This is a genomic window from Mycobacterium helveticum (assembly GCF_007714205.1).
Classification (GTDB): Bacteria; Actinomycetota; Actinomycetes; order Mycobacteriales; family Mycobacteriaceae; genus Mycobacterium; species Mycobacterium helveticum.
Window position 1 is genome coordinate 1 of sequence record NZ_VMQU01000112.1, and the last position, 17,740, is coordinate 17,740.

Below are 17,740 nucleotides of genomic sequence, written 5' to 3' on the forward strand. Positions count from 1 at the left end.
GCGCACCCGACCGTTTCCCGGATCGGACAGGTGGTTGTGGTGAGTGGTGCGGATCGGTGCGGATGTGTTGCATTGGTAGGCAGTCGATTTGGCGACAAAGGGTGCGGACAAATGGGGACACAGATGATGTTGGTCAGGATGGTAGAGCACGACGATGGGTGCGTCCTATGGTTCCCACGTGGTGAACATCAATTCGAAATCGGCAGCGCGCAAGCGTGTCCGGGAGGCGCAGAACAAGGCCAACGAGGCACGTCTGGAGCGTGAGCGTCAAAATGTCGATGACGCTGCGTCGTTCCTCGTCGAGCTTGGGCGGCTGGCCGCCGTCGACGAGTGGGAGCGCAACCGTATCCTCGAGATACACGCAGAGGGAGAGCGGCGCCGTCACGAACACCGCCAGGCCGGCGCGACAGCGTTGGCCCGGATGCAAGGCCGCGGTGAAAGCCTCACTGCGATCGCTAAACTGGCGGGAGTCAAAGTCGGTGAGGTAGCACACATCTCGGCTGGGCTCAATCCGGGACGTGTGTCGCCAAGTGACTCATCCTGTGCATCAACGGGTTTCGGATCGCGGAGCGCATGACCCGATTTGACTCTGCGGGCGGACTCGCCGGTCTCGGCTCCGACGACCAGCACCGCATCGCTGATACCGCGCACAATGTCCCCACCAAGGACCTCGACGAGGTATTGCGGTGTATTGCCGCCAATCGGGCAGCTGATGCGACGCCGGGGCGCCAGCCCAACCGCTTCGGCAATTCTCGACGCGGGATTGTCACGCGGAATCATCAGAATGCCCGGTGTCGCCACCGTATCGATCCGATGCCCGATCGCAGCGCCCGCGTCTTGCAATGCTCGACGCGCGGCTTCGCAAGCCAAATCGATGGGATCGACGACGCTGTCGCCGCGGTGCGTGATCTCACCGACCGCGACGACAACGGGAGTGCGGGGCGGAATCGCCAACGGTCAGGTCACGTTCATCGTCGGCACCTTTGTTGCGACATATTTGCGATATTGTCACATAAGTAGCCATGCGACAACCGGTTGGGTCGTTAATTCACGATCGGTCCGAGGCTGCATACTTGCTTCGTGACGAAGAAATCGTTGCGCTGGGGCACGGCACCTCCCACGACCCGCGACGTCGCCCGAGACCTCCTGCTCGATGCCGCCGAAGCGTGCCTGGAGGGCAAGGGGCTGCCGGGCACCACCATGGAGGACATCGCCAGACAGGCGGGGGTGTCGCGCGCCACGGTGTACCGCTACTTTCCAAGTCGTGAATCCGTCGTTTCCGGTGTCATCCTGCGTGCGGCCGAACGCTACCTAGACCGCATGCGTCGACGGATCGCAGTACATCGCGATTTGGGCACGGCAATACTCGATTTCGTCGAGGTCACGGTACGCGCCGCTCATCGCGAGCCGACAATCGGATTGCTGTTCGGCAGTGACGAGGAACTCGCCGGCGTGGGGTTGGCCAAGGGAACGTCGGTGGCTTTGTTTGAACTCGTGGCCGAGTTCCTTCGACCTGTCTTCGCTGCGCACTGGGACCAACTCGAGCCCGGGGTGTCGGTCGACGATGCCGCCGAATGGATCCTGCGAACCGTCCTCAGCCTGCTGTCGGTCCGCGGCCCCAGACACCGCAGCCCCGAAGGCCTCGATGCCTTTTTACGCCGATTCCTGCTTCCAGCTCTGCTCACCAACACCCAGCCTTGCGTCGATGCAACAAGTGCAGAGTAGTGTCTCAAACCATCGCATCGATATCCGTGGATGAGAAGGGGCGCTAACCATGGAGTTCGCGCAGTTCAATCAGCAGATCGCCAAGGAATTGCAGAACGCGGCGGCAACCACGGGAGGACTCTCCAAATACCTGGATTTTCGCCACACCGAGTTCGCCGCCGGGCGGCTGGTTGTGCAGATGGATGCTCGGGACGACCTTTTGACTCCGTTCGGCAATCTGCACGGCGGATGCCTGTCAGCAATGGTCGACCACTGCTTGGGCGTGGTGTTTTACCCGGTGATCCCCGCTGGATCGTGGGTCGCCACAACCGAATTCAAGCTGAACTTGCTGCAGCCCGTGTCAAGCGGAGTATGCGTCGCCGTCACCGAGATCATCGCGCTGGGCAAGCGCAGCGGTGTCGCCAGAATCGACATCACCAACGACGGGCGCGCGGTATGTGCCGCCCAAGGAACAGTGACCGTCGTTAGCCCTAGGGGGAATTCCTCGTGATGAAAAGGACCGATGGTATTGTCGTCCGACTTCACAACGGCGAGCGCACCCGATGACCGTTACGCTCGAGCGATTCCGCACCACAGACGGCGTCACCCTCACGGCGGATTGCTACCGGCACGACGCTGCCCGCGCCGTTGTGCTGCTCCTGCACGGCGGTGGTCAAAACCGACACGCCTGGGCGACCACAGCGCGCCGCTTGCACGCTCGTGGGTACACGGTCGTCGCGTATGACGCCCGAGGTCACGGCGACAGCGCGTGGGACCCTACCGGAAGATACGACCTCGGACGGCTAGCGTCCGATCTGCTGGCCGTGCGTGAACACGCGAGCACCGACCGCCCGCCGGCCGTCGTCGGCGCATCCTTGGGCGGCATGACCGTCCTGGGCACGCACTTGCTGGCGCCCGCCGACCTGTGGGGAGCCGTCGTCCTGGTCGACATCACTCCGCGAATGGAGTTTCACGGAGCACGCCGCGTCGTGTCGTTCATGGCCGCCCATCCTGACGGGTTCAGCACGCTCGACGACGCCGCGGACGTCATTGCCGAATACAACAGACATCGCACTCGGCCCAAGAACCCGGACGGACTCCGTAAAGTCTTGCGGCAACGCGACGATGGTCGGTGGATCTGGCGATGGGATCCGGCCTTCATCACTTCCAACTTCCAGTTTCTGCAAGGTGACCCCGCGACTGGTGCCGAAAAGTTCGACGCGATCAGCGAACTGCTTGTTGAAGGGGCCCGCCGCGTGCAGGCACCCACTCTTCTGGTGCGCGGCGTCCTTTCAGATGTGACATCGCAGCAGTCGGTCGACGAATTCCTCAAGGTCGTACCGCACGCCCAAGCGGTGGACGTCTCCGGCACCGGCCACATGGTCGCAGGCGACGACAACGATGCCTTCACCGCAGCCGTCGCCGGATTTCTCGACCGCACGATAAGCACTTCAGCGTGAAAAGCTCTGGGCTATCTGGCGCAGCCCGGGCTGGCCGCGCCAAAATCATGGCCGAGCTCGGCATCAAGGGGATCAGTCCGCGGAGGTTTAAGACCACCACGGTGGTCGATCCGGCCTCGTTTCCGCCGGATCTGATCGGCCAGCGCTTTGATAAGGGCCGACTCGACGCGGTGTGGTCCTCGGATATCGAGCGCCGTGAGGCGCTGTTCAACCGAACGGAGGTGAGAGACCACCGTCGCCGAGCCATCGCAGTGGCCCGGTAGAAGCTGGGGGCAGCCTGATCTAAAGAGACTTTGGTGAGGGTGGGAAGCAGCCCCGACAACGCCGGGACGGCCTGGTACTGCCAGACGGGTCGGGTCCGGCTAGCGAGACGGGAAGGTGTACGCGAGGAACCAGCGGCTGAACGCCTCTTAAGAGAAGACCACCAGCTCCAACCTGGCGGATGCGGGCTGGGCAGCGACGCGCACCCGCCCTGAGGGCGGGGAACTCGTGGGCCGGTTGATGTCGCCGGTTCGGGAGGTCACGGTGAAGGACTGCGGCGTAGCCGTGACGAGGTCGCAGGGGCATAGCTGGACACCTCACCCGTCAAACGGTTGACAGTGAACACGGGAACCACCGCGCCGGTCCCCGGTCAGATCCGGCAGCCAGCCGGGCTGGAGGGGTAGGCAGTCGTCGGCTGATGCCGGTGTGGTGGGGCGGAGGAGCCGTAGTAGTCCGAGGCCGGGAAAGCCGGTCGCATGGCAAAGGGCTCCAGCGGGTTCGCGGCGAGTACGCAGACTGTGGAGGTCACTTGTGAATACGAGTGCTTTGTGGCCCGACCCGGACACGGCCGAGCTGCGGGTACGCAGGATGCAACGCAAACTGCACCATTGGGCGGTTGATGAAAGCGACCGCTGTTTCGATGATTTGTACAACCTCGTTTATGACCCCGCATTCCTCACCCTCGCGTGGGAGCGGGTGCGGACGAACAAGGGTGCGCGCTCAGCCGGTGCCGATGGGACCGCACCGCCGTCTGTCGGTGCGGCAGAGGCGGTCGGACTGCTTCAGCGGCTCCGCGAGGAACTCAAGGAGCGGATATTCCGGCCGGATCCGGTGCGGGAGGTGATGATCCCGAAGGCGAACGGCAAGCTCCGCCGCCTGGGTATCGCGACCGTCGCCGACCGGGTCGTGCAAGCTTCGCTGAAGCTGGTGCTGGAGCCCATTTTCGAGGCGGACTTTCATCCGTGCGCATATGGGTTCCGGCCGGGCAGGCGAGCCCAGGACGCCATCGCTGAGATCCATCACCTCGCCAGCGGCTCACGGGCCTATCACTGGGTTTTCGAGGGAGACATCACGGCGTGCTTCGATGAAATCTCGCATTCGGCCCTTATGGGCCGGGTGCGGCGACGTGTCGGGGACAAACGCGTTCTGGCCCTGGTGAAGTCGTTCCTCAAAGCCGGGATTCTCTCGAAAGATCTCGGCTACCGGGACACCATCACCGGCACTCCGCAAGGCGGAATCCTCTCACCACTGCTCAGCAATGTCGCCCTGTCCGTTCTCGACGAGCACTTCGCCGCGAAGTGGAAGGCGCTCGGCCCGGAATGGACACGTGCCAAGCATCGACGCGCCGGAGTTCCGACCATGAAAATCGTCCGCTACGCAGACGATTTCTGTGTCATGGTCCACGGCACTCGCGCTGATGCCGAAGCGCTTTGGGACGAGATCGCAGCAGTGCTCGCGCCGATGGGCCTGCGCCTGTCGGTCGAGAAGAGCAGGATCTGCCACGTCGACGAGGGGTTCGAGTTCCTCGGCTTCCGCATCCAACGGCAGATCAAAAGGGGCACGACCAAGCACTACGTCTACACCTGGCCGTCGAAGAAGGCACTTATGTCCATCACCGACAAAGTCAGGAATCTGACGCGGCGACACAAACATCGAACGCTCGCTGATCTGCTGCGCCAACTCAACCCCGTCCTGCGGGGATGGTGCAATTACTTCCAGCACGGGGTGTCCAAACGCACCTTCGACTACCTCGACCACTTCACATGGTGGCGGGTGGTGACTTGGATGCGCAAACGGCACCACGGGCTGGCGTGGGGCGTCTTCCATCGACGGTTCCTGCCCAATTGGCAAATCCGCGAAGGCAAGACGGCGATGTTTCGGCCGCAGAAGGTAGAGGTCACCCGATACCGCTACCGGGGCACGAAAATCATCACCCCTTGGACAGCGAGGCCGACGGACATCACTGCACCAGTGGCCTGAATCCGTGGAGAGCCCGTTGCGGAGAAATTCGCTCGGCGGGTTCGGAGGGCGGGCCGGGGAAACGGATCGGTAGAAATGCCGACACCGCGCCCCGGTCCGACCCCTACACCTATCTGGGCTGCGGGGAGGGCGACATGTTCTTGTGCGCGATCCGCGACGAGCACTCGCGGCGGGCACTGGGTTGGGCTGTGGATGATCACATGCGCACCGAGTTGGTCACCGTGGCCGTGCAGCGGGGGGTGTTCGCGCGCGGTGGGCGCTGCGCGGGTAATGCTGGGACAACGTCGGCGCCGAGTCGCTGTGGTCGAGTTTCAAACAGGAATGCTACTACCGGCACACCCTACGCGACCAAAGCGGAATTGATTGCAGGAGTTGACAATTGGATGAACTTCTACAATAATCAACCAAGGCATTAAGCGATCGGGACGCGCTCACCTATCGACTACGAGCGGACGCTGAACCCTGTCGCGGAAGCAAGTTATCCGTGTCCATTTTTTCAGGGGAACCCCAGACTTCGATCGCGACGTTGGCATCAGCTCGAAGCGTGGCGGTCGCCAAGCCGATGTCGCGAGTTCCACCGGATGATGACAGTGCCATGGTGAGAAGTAGCGGAACCCGGACAGCCAAACCGGCGAAGTGCATTGTTGTCGGCGTGGTCCTCGATAGCCCCGACGGAACACTTGTGCAAGACGCATATCCTGCTCACCATGCCAACAGAGTCCGTTCGCCTCTCGTTTCGCCGGCATATGCGTGAGCAAGTCTTGAGGGCTGCCCGGACCCTCACTATCGAGAAGGGCTGGGATCGCGTTCGCATGGGTGAAGTCGCAGAGCTTGTCGGCGTGTCCCGCCCGACGCTCTACAAGGAGTTCACCGATAAGCAGGGACTGGGCGACGCGCTGGTTGTGGCCGAAGGCGAACGCTTCTTGAATGGCATTCACGCAGTTTTGGCACAACACGCCGGAGACGTCGGCGGGGGCATCACCGCTGCGGTGTCGTACACACTGAAGGAAGCGGAAGCGAGCCCGCTCTTGAAGGCGGTGCTGACATCGAACCGGCCTACGGACAGGACGGTCGCTGAGTCAACCGGTATGTTGCCGCTCCTGCCGACCTCTGCGTCGCTACTGGAGCTGTCCTCGGCAGCCCTCGTGACCTGGTTCAACGAGCACTTTTCAGGCCTGGACGCCAATGACGTCAATGATGTCGCCGATGCACTGGTAAGGCTGACGGTGAGTCACGTCGTGCTTCCGACCGCCGACGCCGAGACGACCGGGGAGCGCATCTCGCGGATCGCACTTCGCTATTTGGGCGTTCATTCCTCCGCAGGCGAGGCGCGTTAACACTAAGGATTTTATGTTCAAATGTTGACTCTGAAGGAATAATTGTAAACACTTGGAGTGGGGCCGCACGAACCTTAGGAGATTCTCATGATTGCCAGCACGACGTCCGCACTGAAAACGTCGGCGGAGCGGCGTTCAGCACGTCCATATGATTCTGCCGACTTGTCCTCGACTGCATTTTGGGCCGGCACCGCCGCCGACCGGGAGAAGACATACGCCGAACTGCGCAAACGTGCTCCCATCAGCTGGCACCCGCGAGTCGAGCACACCATGATCGACGACGGGAACGACCGGGGCTTTTGGGCTGTGGTTACGCATCCGTTGCTTGTCGAGGCGACCCGGCGACACGACGATTTCCTGTCAGGTCAGGGCATTGTCATGGAGTCGATCCCGCAGGAATTGCTCGACACCGCTCAAGGCTTCATTGCGATGGATCCGCCGCGTCATACCAAGATTCGACGATTGCTGGCATCCGCATTCACGCCGAAGCAGATGCGACTGATCCACCATCAGATCGAGGCCAACGCGAAGCGCGTCGTCGACGACCTGGCTCCACAGGGCAAGGCCGACTTCGTCGACGAATGCGCGGCGTTGCTGCCGATGCACAACATCTTCGACATGATGGGCGTGCCGGACTCGATGCGCCGCGACATCGCGTGGGAATCACGGTATGCCGGTGGGTGGAGCGACCCCGAGGTGATGGGCGACGACCCAGTCATACCTCGCCTTTTCCAAGCGATGGGATTCCTAGGCGACGGCGCCCGCGAAATCATCGCTGCACGTCGCCGGCAGCCCGAAGACGACCTCATGACGAACCTCGTTCAGGCTGAAGTGGACGGTGAAAAACTCACCGAAGATGAGATCGTCTCGTTTTTCATACTTCTCACGATCGCTGGGAACGACACCACGCGCCAAAGCACCAGTCATGCGATGAAAGCCTTGACCGACTTTCCCGATCAACGAGCGTGGCTGATGGAGGATTTCGACGGACGAATCAAAGGAGCGGTCGAAGAGTTCGTCCGGTGGGCCACCCCGATCATGACCTTCCGCCGAACGGCAGCTCGCGACTGCGACCTGGGCGGACAACAGATCACCGAAGGTGACAAGGTCGTACTTTTTTACAGCTCGGCCAACTGGGACACCACAGTGTTCACCAACCCGGAAAAGTTCGATTTGTCACGGGACCCCAACCCGCACGTGAGCTTCGGAGGTGGAGGTATCCACCACTGCTTGGGCAATCAGCTGGCGCGGCAGCAACTCGCCGCGCTCTTCCGGGAATTGCTGCACCGCCTGCCTGATATTGAAGTCTGCGGGCCACCCAGCTATACCGTTAGCACTTTCTTCCACGGGGTGAATCATCTTCCCGTCCGCTTCACCCCGACTACGTGAGGCAGCGTGGCATGAAAATCACAGTCGACCGCGATCGATGCTCGTCAATCGGGATGTGTGAAGGCCTGGCTCCCGACTTCTTCGAGGTCAGTAACGATGGGAAACTCCACATCCTGAATCCTGGGCCACCCGAATGTCACAGGGCACTGATCGAAGATGCCGTGGCGAGTTGCCCCACAGGCGCGCTCGCGTTGCACGATTGACAGACTGGCAGCAGCGAGATCCGGTGCAGCTGTTCGGCACTGGCTTCCGGCCGGTCCACGATGACTGCTCCTCGTCCAACGGGCTCGCCGACATCGCTCAGGAGCACAACACAACGCAATGGAGCCGCAGTAGTGAGTACCTTTGGACTCTCTGTCCTAGCCCCTGACCTTGCCGCGATGAAGGTCACCGCCACCGCGGCCGACCAGGCCGGGTTCGACGCGGTGTGGGCATCGGAGTTCTATACCCGGTCGGGATCCATCTCGATGGCGGCAATGGCCACCTCGACTGACAGGTGTCGCATCGGGTCGTCGATTCTCTACGGCGTCGGACGCAGCCCGCTGGTCTTGGCGACCGAGGCGCGCGATCTCGACGAACTGTCCGGCGGTCGCATCGTGCTCGGCATCGGCAACGGCACCAAACGGATGATGAGCAACTGGCACAGCGTCGCCGATACCAGCGCCCCCGCCCTGCGCGTCGAGGAACTCGTACCCCTTATTCGGCGCATCTGGAACCTGCACGAGGGACCAGTCCGCCACGAAGGCCGCTTCTACCAGATGAATCTCATCCCCAGCGGCCCGGTAGACCCGCCTGCGCGCGATATTCCGATCATCACCGCCGCGGTGCGCCCGCGGATGTGCGAAGCCGCCGGCCGGGTCGCTGACGGGCTGGCCGGGCATCCGCTCTTCACGACCGCCTACGTGGAGGAAGTCGTGCGGCCCGCGGTGGCCAAGGGCGCCGCACGCACCGGGCGCGATCCCGACGACGTCGAGATTGTGTCAATGGTCATGTGCTCCATCCACGACGACCCGGAAATCGCCCGTCGCGAGGTCGCGCAACAGATCGCGTTCTACGCATCAGTCAGAACCTACCAACCGCTGCTCGACTTCTGCGGATTCGCCAAACAGGGTGCCGTTATCCGAGAAGCCTTCGCACGCGGTGACTTTGCGGCCATGTTCGACGCGGTGACGGACGACATGATCGACGTGATGGGCGTCGCTGGCACCGCCAGCGAGGTGCGCGCCGGGCTGCGCCGCTACGAGGGGGTACTCGACCACATCATGCTCTACCCGCCGTCGGTGGGTATCGCACCTGAGCGGGTCGGCCAAAACCTCGGTGAGATGATCAAGCACTGCGCCCCCGGCCAGTAACATCCCGGTTCATGTAGGTGCGCCAGCGTCTGTGTCGACGACAACCCGCGGCGGTGAATGAGTCTCCCGTCTAATTCGAAATGACCGGTTCATCGACGGTGTGCTCCTGCCGGTACCGTAGGGATCGCCTTCGACGACGAGTTCGTAAGCCACCTAGTGCCAGTGCTTCTCTGCTCGCGCTCACCGTTGATGCTAGACGCGGCTCCCGATTCGCTGGGCGCCATCGGAGTCGAAGAGTTCTTTGGCCCAGCGTTCGAGGACTTCGGTGCTGTCCCAGTCGTCGGGGTGGAAGCCGGCGCGGGTGTAGGAACGGAAGCGCTGCACCGCGTCCGGGCTGAACAGTGGGGAACGACGGAAGGCTCGAAGGCTGCGCAGTAAGCGCAGTGGGTTGTAGGCTGCGCGGTCACCCGCCAGAGAGCGAGTGGTCTGGATGACCAACTCGGTGAACAAGATGACTGTGGCAATCCGCATTCCCCAGACCCTGGTGCGTTCGGTTCCACCGACCGTCTCGAAGACGTCGAAAGCGACGGCCTTGTGCTCGGATTCTTCTAAAGCGTGCCAGAGCAGAATCGGCCGGACCTCGGTGTCGCCGATCAGCTCTTGTGCCTCGTCGCTGGTCAGAATGATTTCGGCGAACGTCGCCGTGTAGTGCTCAAGGGCAGCCGTCACGGCCAGGCGCATCTTCGGAGAGAATCGCTTCTCGAGCCGGTCAACCAACTTCTTGATGTGCCGATCGATCCCGTCGGTCGGATAGCCCATCGCTTGGAGCCGCTCGTTAAGCAGCCGATGCTGGTGCCGGTGGGTGGCCTCCTGCGCGATGAATCCCTTGACCGCCTCTTGGAGGTCGGGGTCGCTGACCTGGTCACGGTACTGGCGCACCGATCGGATGAAGAAGTCTTCGCCCTCGGGGAACGTTGCCGACAAGGTAGAGACAAAGTGGCTCATCACCAAGTCGCCGTCGACGAAGTGCTGGCGACTGGTCCCAGCAGGCATTGCGAAACGGACACGGCGAGCCTTTGGCAGCACCCTCTTTGCTGGCCGTGTGGGCGACTCACTGGTCATGTGCTACTCCCATCTCCAAGCGGACCTCAATAATCTGACTTTATACCTAGTCAGATTTAGATGACAAACTGTGTCTATGCGTTCAGTCCGGGTGTATCGCGGAGTGTCTGCAGAGCAGCGCCATCAGCACCGGCGTACACGTCTCATCGACGCCGCTATCGAGCTGATCGGTACCCGAGGCGTGGCCGCCACCACCGTGACTGCCGTCTGCGCCGAGTCACGTGTCACCTCGCGTTACTTCTACCAGCATTTCTCCGACCGCGACGCGCTCTTGCGGGCCGTCTACCAGCAGCTCTATGCCACCTTCCAAGACGTAATAGTCCAAGCGATCCCAGACGCCGGCGCGCCACCCGACGTGTTGGCGTATGCCCCCATCCGCGCACTGGTCAACATGATCGAAGACGATCCTCGGCTGGCCCGCATTTTGTTCGTTGAATCCGCAACGGAGCCACTCCTTCGCGAGTTGCGGAGCCAATTGATGGCCGGTTTCGCCGACCTCGTGCTGCGCGAGGCCAGACTTCACCTGGATATCGCCGACTCTGCGGTGGGCGTCGCGCATCTGGCTTCAACCCTCGGTGTCGGAGGACTCTTCGAGGTTCTGCGCCGCTGGCTGGACGGCGAACTGGACTTCAGTACTGATGAACTCGTCCAACACTGCGCAGGTTTCCTGGGCAGCCTCGGCACCTACGTGCTGCTGCAGAACATAGGCGAGGCGCCGGTTCCTGAATCCGGGGCATCGGCAAACGCTCTATCGGCTCGCGGCCACGCCCGGCGATGCTGAGTGCGTGTCCGGTTTGACGCCCACGATCAGGACGGTAGCGTCCCGGGCACGTCATCGACGCTGAGCGCGTGCACCAGATAACGTTCAGCTAGGGTTTCGGCGAGCCGACTGGTGTGTTCGACGATCTCCTCCTGACTTACGTCGAGCAAGCCGGCATGCCAGGCGGTGATCAGCTCGACGAAGCCCCCAACCGCCACCAAGGTGTCCATGCGGAGCGCGGTTTCATCGGCATCCGGTCTCAGATGGGGCTTGCTCGCCGCGACCACGAGGTGCGTCGCCTCTTGCAGGGCAACAGCGCGCCGGTCTTGCAGCGGTGAGCTGCCCACGTGCTGGGTCAGCAAGATCTTTGCCCTGCCGGGATCTTGTGTGATGCGGTCGACCACCATAGAGATGGTCATGCGAATAGTCTCGAGGGGCGGCTGCCCGACGCGTTCTGCGAGGGTCGCGGAAACCTCACCGAGCATCTCGTTCCGTACCCCGTCCCAGGCGGCAACCAGCAACTCGTCGCGGGTCTTGAAGTCTTCATAGAAGTAGCGGTCGTTCAGGCTGGTCCGGGAGCAAACGCCCCTCATGGTGACTGCGGCCCAACCGCTTTCGCTCCAGATCTCGGTCGCGGCATCGATCAGACGCTGCCGACGTTCCGCGCGGCGTTCCGCGCCGGTACGCCCGCCCCATCGTTTCGCCTTCGTCCGCACATTTCCATCTTGACAAAGCAACGTAGGTCACACCAAACTGACGGCATGTGCCCACAATGGTGGCTGGTGCCACCAGTTGCTTTCGAGGCAGCGACGGAATCAACCGTCAGATCGCAGCAACGGCGGATACTCCGATGAGGCTGCTGCCGTTTGGGAATCCCCCCCGCCGGAGTGACCGTGCCGACGCGGTGATCACCGGTGCAGGCAGCGGCATTGGCCGCGCATTTGCCGTCGAGCTGGCGCGCCGGGGCGGCCGTGTGGTGTGCGCCGACATCGACGGCATTCGCGCCAAGGAGACAGCGGACCTGATCTCCAAGCTGGGCGGTCATGGCATCGGCGTTGTTTGCGACGTCTCAGACGAGCATCAGGTCCGGGATCTTGCCGATTCGGCCGAGAAGTGGTTCGGCGGCGCTCCCGGACTGGTGATCAACAATGCCGGAATTGGCGCTGGAGGCAACGTCGTCGGTGCGACATCCACGAGCGATTGGTCCGCGACGTTGTCGGTCAATCTGTGGGGAGTCATCCACGGCTGCGAAGTCTTTGTCCCGCGGCTCCGGGAACGTGGATTCGGAGGGCTCATCAACGTCGCGTCGGCGGCAAGCTTCGGTGCGGCCCCCCGCATGGCCGCCTACAACGTGAGCAAAGCGGGCGTACTCGCGCTGTCCGAAACCTTGGCAGCCGAGCTCAGCGGAACCGGCGTCACGGTGACCGTCCTATGCCCCACCTTCGTCAAAACAAATATCGTCGACAATCCACGCATCGAGGAATCGGCGGCCACGCTAGCCGCCAACTTGATGAAGTGGACCGGCGTATCACCAGAGTCGGTAGCACGAACCACCCTGGATGCGCACGACCGCGGCCAGCTATACGTCCTGCCGCAACTCGACGCCAAAATCCTCTGGCAGCTCAAGAGAACCATGCCGGGTACCTTCACCCACGCGATGGGACTCATCCAGCGAATAACGCGTTGACACAACCTAGGAGGAGACATGGCTTTCGAATACGGCGATATGCTGCAGACGATTAAAGACCGCCAGTGGGCGCTGGCCGACATCGACTGGGACGCACCGGGTGCCGAGTTGATCACCGACGAACAGCGCCCCAGCCTGAAACAGTTCATGTCAGACGTGGTATGGATCGAGCATGTCGGTGCCCGCGCTTTCGCGGCCATGGCCCCCAAGGCGCCGTTCGACGCGTTGGGTGAGATTTACAGGTATTTCCACGCCGAAGAGCAGCGGCACGCCAACGTGGAGCTCGCTCTCATGCATCGCTGGGGGATGCTCGAGGAGGGCGAGACTCCGGTGCCGAACAAGAACATCCGGCTGGTCATCGAATGGCTGGACCGATACGCCGAAGCACTTCCGTTGACGGTGATCGGTGCTGCCATACCGGCTTTAGAAACCGCTCTGGACGGAGCACTGTTGAAGTTTTTGGTGGACGAGGTGTCAGATCCCGTGTGCGGCGAAGTTTTCGCCAAGGTCAACAGCGACGAGTCTCGCCACCTGGCGGTGGGTTTTCAGGTGCTCAACGACCTGGGCGCCAGCCCAATGAGGATCCATGCGATTCAGACGGTGGGAGCTCTTATCGACCCGAGGGTACTTACCGGTGCGTTGCTTTACATCCCGCTGCTGACCCGGATGCTGATAAACCTGAACGCCTGGGGCCTGTCCGAGGAAAGGCTGTACAACGCAGTCACCCGCTACTCGAACGTCGGCGATCGCAGCGAGCACACCCGCCGTGTTCCCCCCTATCACATCCTCAAGGCCCATATGTCTGCCACGATCAAGCACTCCCAACCGCTGCACTTCATCTCGCAGCGCCTCGGTAGGGTGATCGACCACTTCCCCACGCAAGTGCTCGGCAAGACGCCGTCATGGACTGATGAGCTGACCTATGAACCGGTGGCCAGATGAGCGACACGACCAGTGTTCTGATCATCGGAGCCGGCTTTGCCGGACTTGGCACGGCGATCCAACTACTCAAGCGGGGTATCGACGATTTCGTCATCCTGGAGCGCGCGGGCGAGGTCGGAGGAACCTGGCGTGACAATAGCTATCCCGGTGCCGCCTGCGACATTCCGTCATTGTTGTATTCGTACTCCTTCGAACCAAATCCGGACTGGTCGCGTGCGTACTCGGGAAGCAGCGAGATACTCGCCTACATCAAGGCCATGGTCGACAAGCACGCGCTGGCGCGCTTCATCTGTTTCCACGTCAACGTGACCGGCCTGGCGTTCGACGAAGACAGCGGCACGTGGACCGTCGAAACGGATGGCGGGTCAAGCTACCGGTCGCGCACGGTGGTGATGGCAAGCGGCCCACTGGCCAATGCAAATTTTCCTGACATTCGCGGACTGCACAGCTACGCAGGCCACAAAATCCACAGCGCGCGCTGGGATCACGACTATGACATGAGCGACAAACGTGTTGCGGTAATCGGTACCGGGGCGAGCGCGGTGCAGATTGTTCCGGAATTGGTGAAGACGGCGCGATCAGTCAAAGTGTTTCAACGGACGCCCGGTTGGGTGCTTCCCCGGCCTGATTTTCCGCACCCCAGTGTTGCCAAGGCCGCGTTTGGTCGGCTACCGATTCTGCAGAGCGCCGCTCGCCAGGCATGGTTTTGGGCGCACGAAGTCATGGCCGTCGGCATGGTGTGGAACACCCCGGCCACTACCGCCATCGCCTGGGCGGCCAAGGCGAACCTTCGTCGCCAGGTGAAAGATTCGTGGATGCGGCGACAACTGACGCCCGACTTCCGGCCCGGCTGCAAGCGCATGCTGATGACCAGCGACTACTATCCGGCTCTCCGACAGAACAATTGCAAACTCATCACCTGGCCGATCGCGACCATCTCGCCCATCGGCATTCGCACCGCGGACGGCATCGAACACGAGGTGGATTGCATCGTATTCGCGACCGGCTTCGATGTGTGCAAGGCCGGCACACCGTTTCCCATCACCGGCGTGGACGGTCGAAAGCTTGCGGAGGAATGGTCTAACGGCGCCTACGCCTACAAGAGCGTCAGCGTCTCAGGCTATCCCAACCTCTTTTTCACCTTCGGGCCGAATTCCGGGCCAGGACACAACTCGGCCTTGGTCTACCTGGAAGCGGAGATCCGCTACATCGTCGACGCCATCGGCATAATCATCGAAGGCGGTATTCAGACCTTCGACGTCAAAGAGGACCGGCAGAACAGCTATCACGCCCAACTCCAGCGTCGGCTTGCCGGCACGACGTGGAACTCCGGATGCAAGAGCTGGTACCTCACCGAAGACGGCTATAACGGGACCATGTATCCCGGCTTCGCCACCCAATTCGCCCGACAACTAGCGAGGGTCGAGCTCGACGATTACTCGATGAGTTCACAGCCCCCTCCCCGCAAGAAGCCCAGGCGGGCGCGGCCCGAGTTGGCCGCGGAGAGTTCGCACGGCGCAAGCAAAGGAGGACGGCAGCGCAACGACGATCGCGTGTCCGTCGACAAGCGCGAAGGTGTTCGTTTCTCGGCGCAAACCGCTTCACCCGAGGCAGCATCACCGCGGATGGTGGATCGTGCTTGAGCCGCGACTGGCTCCGGCTAGGCAGTCGGCGACAGGTGCCTGGCATCAGCCCCCAGATAAGCCAGAAGGACGGTATGGACCACAGCGATAAGCACCGCTTCGAAATCATCGTGATCGGTGCAGGATTCTCCGGGATCGGAATGGGGATAAAACTCCTGAAAGCCGGCTTTTCGGACTTTCTTATTGTCGATGAGGCAGACGACGTAGGCGGAACGTGGCATTGGAACACCTATCCGGGCATCGCCGTCGACATTCCGTCGTACAGCTACCAATTCTCCTTCGAAAAACGGTCGTCATGGTCGCGGACGTATGCGCACGGCAACGAGTTGAAGGACTACGCAAGACACTGCGCGCACAAGTACGGTCTTAGCCCACGAATCCGCTTCGCCGTCAAGGTGACTGAAGCTTGGTTCGATGAGGACGCGACCCTGTGGCGCTTGCACACGGCCGCAGGACAGGACCTATCCGCGCGCTTCGTGATCAACGCCTCGGGCGTCCTGACACGCCCCAAGCGGCCGGATATCTCCGGTGTCGATGATTTCGGCGGGATCACCATGCATACATCCCGCTGGGACCACAACGAAGACATCGCCGGCAAGAGGGTGGCTGTCATCGGAACGGGCGCGTCGGCAGTGCAGTTGATCCCGGCAATCGCGAAAGACGTCAAGGCGCTGACCGTGTTCCAGCGCACACCGATCTGGTGCCTGCCGAAACTGGACTTCCCGGTGCCGCGGCTGGCAAGAGGGTTCCTCAAATACGCTCCCGGCGGACAACTCGCGGCGCGCGCAGCGAGTCAAACCTTCGTCGAAGTCACGTTCCCTGTCGCCGCTCACTTCCACACCGCCATTCCCTTGGCGTCACTCATCGAGCGTGCCGCGTTGCGGTACATGCGCAGCCAGGTGACCGACCCCGCCGTCCGTCAAAAACTGACCCCCCGTTACGCGCTCGGGTGTAAGCGCCCAAGCTTTCACAACGAGTACCTGGCCACATTCAACCGAGACAACGTCCACCTCGAGACCAGTCCGATAAGCCACTTCGATGCCGCCGCCGTCCACACCGTCGACGGCCGATCGCACGAGATCGACGTCCTCATCCTCGCCACAGGCTTCAAAGTGATGGAACCGGAGAACATGCCGACCTATTCGCTCAGGGGGATCGGTGGACTCGATCAAGCCAAGTGGTGGGACGAGAATCGGCTCCAAGCGTACGAAGGCGTCAGCGTGCCCGGATTCCCCAACCACTTCTCCATCTTCGGACCCTATGGATACAACGGTTCCTCGTACTTCACGCTCATTGAAGCCCAGACCAGGCACATCGTGCGATGCCTTCACCATGCGCGGTCCCGGCACGCCAACTACGTCGAAATAACCCGGCAAGCCAACGACCGCTTCTTCGCCGAAATGCTCAAACGCCGCCACCGCCAAGTCTTTTGGCAACCCAGCTGCGCAACCGCCAATAGTTACTACTTCGACAAACACGGCGACGTACCGCTACGCCCGACGACCACCCTCGAATCTTTCTGGCGTAGTCGCACCTTCGACCTTGGTGACTATTCGTTCGAGCGGCGCACCACTGAAAAGGTACTTAGCTCATCGTGACAACCCTTTACTCGGAACAGCATCCGAGCACGGCAAGTTATCTCATCGCGACGTCGGCCCGCGGGATCCTGCGCCCACTGACGCAAGCACTACCGTCTAACCAGTACGGGCTCGCGGTAATGGACCGGGTGCTTCGGGCGGCGCTCATTGCGTCCCGCCCGCGGCGCGGATTGCGAGTTGAACAGGTCGACACCGTCTTTGCTGGCGATCGGGTGAGAGGCGACTGGATCGTTGCCCCGGACGTCGACCCGGACGGGCCGCCGATTCTCTATATCCACGGCGGCGCCTTTTCCATGTGCTCCCCGCAGACCCATCGTGGTCTGCTAGGCGAACTGTCTGCCGCGTCGCTCAGGCCGGTGTTCGCCGTCCGCTACCGCCTGGCTCCGCGATACCCGTATCCCGCGGCCGCCGACGACGCACTGAGGGCCTACCGGTGGTTGACCGGCTCTGAAGAATCGGCGTCAAACCGCACGGTGGCGATCGCGGGAGATTCGGCGGGCGGCCAACTCGCCGTCGCGACCTCGTTGGGCGCGCTCGCACATCGCTCCCCGCCGCCCGATGGCAT

Annotated in this window: 18 protein-coding genes and 1 pseudogene; 16 read left to right on the forward strand and 3 right to left on the reverse strand. The window is 62.1% G+C overall.

The window, feature by feature from the left end; translation table 11 throughout:
• Positions 1–178 precede the first annotated feature (178 nt).
• On the forward strand, positions 179–577 hold the full coding sequence (locus FPZ47_RS21095) for a hypothetical protein (protein ID WP_225336942.1): 399 nt from the start codon (positions 179–181) through the stop codon (positions 575–577).
• Here FPZ47_RS21095 and FPZ47_RS30480 read toward each other — a convergent pair.
• Positions 493–954: pseudogene (locus FPZ47_RS30480) on the reverse strand (acetyl-CoA acetyltransferase); the annotation flags it as partial. The gene FPZ47_RS21095 and the pseudogene FPZ47_RS30480 sit on opposite strands and share 85 nt — an antisense overlap.
• Positions 955–1,080: 126 nt before the next feature.
• Between FPZ47_RS30480 and FPZ47_RS21105 the strand changes: the two are divergent.
• The 9 genes from FPZ47_RS21105 (at position 1,081) to FPZ47_RS21145 (ending at position 9,483) form a co-directional block, all read left to right on the forward strand.
• Entirely contained in the window at positions 1,081–1,725 is a 645-nt protein-coding gene (locus FPZ47_RS21105) for a TetR/AcrR family transcriptional regulator (protein WP_007168379.1), read from the forward strand.
• A 49-nt stretch (positions 1,726–1,774) separates the two neighbouring features.
• On the forward strand, positions 1,775–2,215 hold the full coding sequence (locus tag FPZ47_RS21110) for a PaaI family thioesterase (protein ID WP_007168380.1): 441 nt from the start codon (positions 1,775–1,777) through the stop codon (positions 2,213–2,215).
• 52 nt (positions 2,216–2,267) lie between these two features.
• Complete coding sequence (locus FPZ47_RS21115; RefSeq protein ID WP_007168381.1) at positions 2,268–3,164, forward strand: alpha/beta fold hydrolase; 897 nt, start codon at positions 2,268–2,270, stop codon at positions 3,162–3,164.
• Positions 3,165–3,211: 47 nt separating this feature from the next.
• Positions 3,212–3,427: a hypothetical protein gene (locus tag FPZ47_RS21120; RefSeq protein WP_019732564.1), complete on the forward strand. Its 216-nt coding sequence runs from the start codon at positions 3,212–3,214 to the stop codon at positions 3,425–3,427.
• A 586-nt stretch (positions 3,428–4,013) separates the two neighbouring features.
• Positions 4,014–5,405: a group II intron reverse transcriptase/maturase gene (gene ltrA / locus FPZ47_RS21125; protein ID WP_263652460.1), complete on the forward strand. Its 1,392-nt coding sequence runs from the start codon at positions 4,014–4,016 to the stop codon at positions 5,403–5,405.
• A 746-nt stretch (positions 5,406–6,151) separates the two neighbouring features.
• Positions 6,152–6,742 carry a TetR/AcrR family transcriptional regulator gene (locus FPZ47_RS21130; RefSeq protein WP_007168385.1) on the forward strand — a complete coding sequence of 197 codons (591 nt, stop codon included), beginning with the start codon at positions 6,152–6,154 and terminating at the stop codon, positions 6,740–6,742.
• A gap of 87 nt (positions 6,743–6,829) precedes the next feature.
• Positions 6,830–8,131, forward strand: a complete 1,302-nt coding sequence (locus FPZ47_RS21135) for a cytochrome P450 (RefSeq protein WP_007168386.1) — start codon at positions 6,830–6,832, stop codon at positions 8,129–8,131.
• A gap of 11 nt (positions 8,132–8,142) precedes the next feature.
• Complete coding sequence (locus tag FPZ47_RS21140) at positions 8,143–8,334, forward strand: ferredoxin (protein ID WP_074021704.1); 192 nt, start codon at positions 8,143–8,145, stop codon at positions 8,332–8,334.
• 132 nt (positions 8,335–8,466) lie between these two features.
• On the forward strand, positions 8,467–9,483 hold the full coding sequence (locus tag FPZ47_RS21145; protein WP_033717470.1) for an LLM class flavin-dependent oxidoreductase: 1,017 nt from the start codon (positions 8,467–8,469) through the stop codon (positions 9,481–9,483).
• Between the two features lie 192 nt (positions 9,484–9,675).
• Here the strand turns inward: FPZ47_RS21145 and FPZ47_RS21150 are convergent, their stop codons facing one another.
• Positions 9,676–10,545, reverse strand: a complete 870-nt coding sequence (locus FPZ47_RS21150) for a metal-dependent hydrolase (RefSeq protein WP_033712834.1) — start codon at positions 10,543–10,545, stop codon at positions 9,676–9,678.
• A gap of 76 nt (positions 10,546–10,621) precedes the next feature.
• Between FPZ47_RS21150 and FPZ47_RS21155 the strand changes: the two genes are divergently transcribed.
• The gene (locus tag FPZ47_RS21155) at positions 10,622–11,326 is read left to right on the forward strand and encodes a TetR/AcrR family transcriptional regulator (protein ID WP_057969459.1); all 705 of its coding nucleotides are present in this window, start codon (positions 10,622–10,624) and stop codon (positions 11,324–11,326) included.
• Between the two features lie 26 nt (positions 11,327–11,352).
• Here FPZ47_RS21155 and FPZ47_RS21160 read toward each other — a convergent pair whose 3' ends face one another.
• On the reverse strand, positions 11,353–12,021 hold the full coding sequence (locus FPZ47_RS21160) for a TetR/AcrR family transcriptional regulator (protein ID WP_023900852.1): 669 nt from the start codon (positions 12,019–12,021) through the stop codon (positions 11,353–11,355).
• 134 nt (positions 12,022–12,155) lie between these two features.
• Here FPZ47_RS21160 and FPZ47_RS21165 point away from each other — a divergent pair, with 134 nt between their 5' ends.
• From FPZ47_RS21165 to FPZ47_RS21185, 5 genes are all read left to right on the forward strand, one after another.
• Positions 12,156–12,992 (forward strand): SDR family NAD(P)-dependent oxidoreductase, encoded by an 837-nt coding sequence (locus FPZ47_RS21165; protein WP_007168393.1) that lies wholly within the window; start codon positions 12,156–12,158, stop codon positions 12,990–12,992.
• 18 nt (positions 12,993–13,010) lie between these two features.
• On the forward strand, positions 13,011–13,934 hold the full coding sequence (locus FPZ47_RS21170) for a hypothetical protein (protein WP_007168394.1): 924 nt from the start codon (positions 13,011–13,013) through the stop codon (positions 13,932–13,934).
• Positions 13,931–15,577, forward strand: coding sequence for a flavin-containing monooxygenase (locus FPZ47_RS21175; RefSeq protein ID WP_042909902.1), 1,647 nt, complete (start codon positions 13,931–13,933; stop codon positions 15,575–15,577). The genes FPZ47_RS21170 and FPZ47_RS21175 overlap by 4 nt, the downstream gene beginning before the upstream one ends.
• Positions 15,578–15,651: 74 nt before the next feature.
• The gene (locus tag FPZ47_RS21180) at positions 15,652–17,175 is read left to right on the forward strand and encodes a flavin-containing monooxygenase (RefSeq protein ID WP_007168396.1); all 1,524 of its coding nucleotides are present in this window, start codon (positions 15,652–15,654) and stop codon (positions 17,173–17,175) included.
• A partial coding sequence (locus FPZ47_RS21185) for an alpha/beta hydrolase fold domain-containing protein (protein ID WP_141224570.1) occupies positions 17,172–17,740 on the forward strand: 569 nt, incomplete at its 3' end. The genes FPZ47_RS21180 and FPZ47_RS21185, both read left to right, overlap by 4 nt.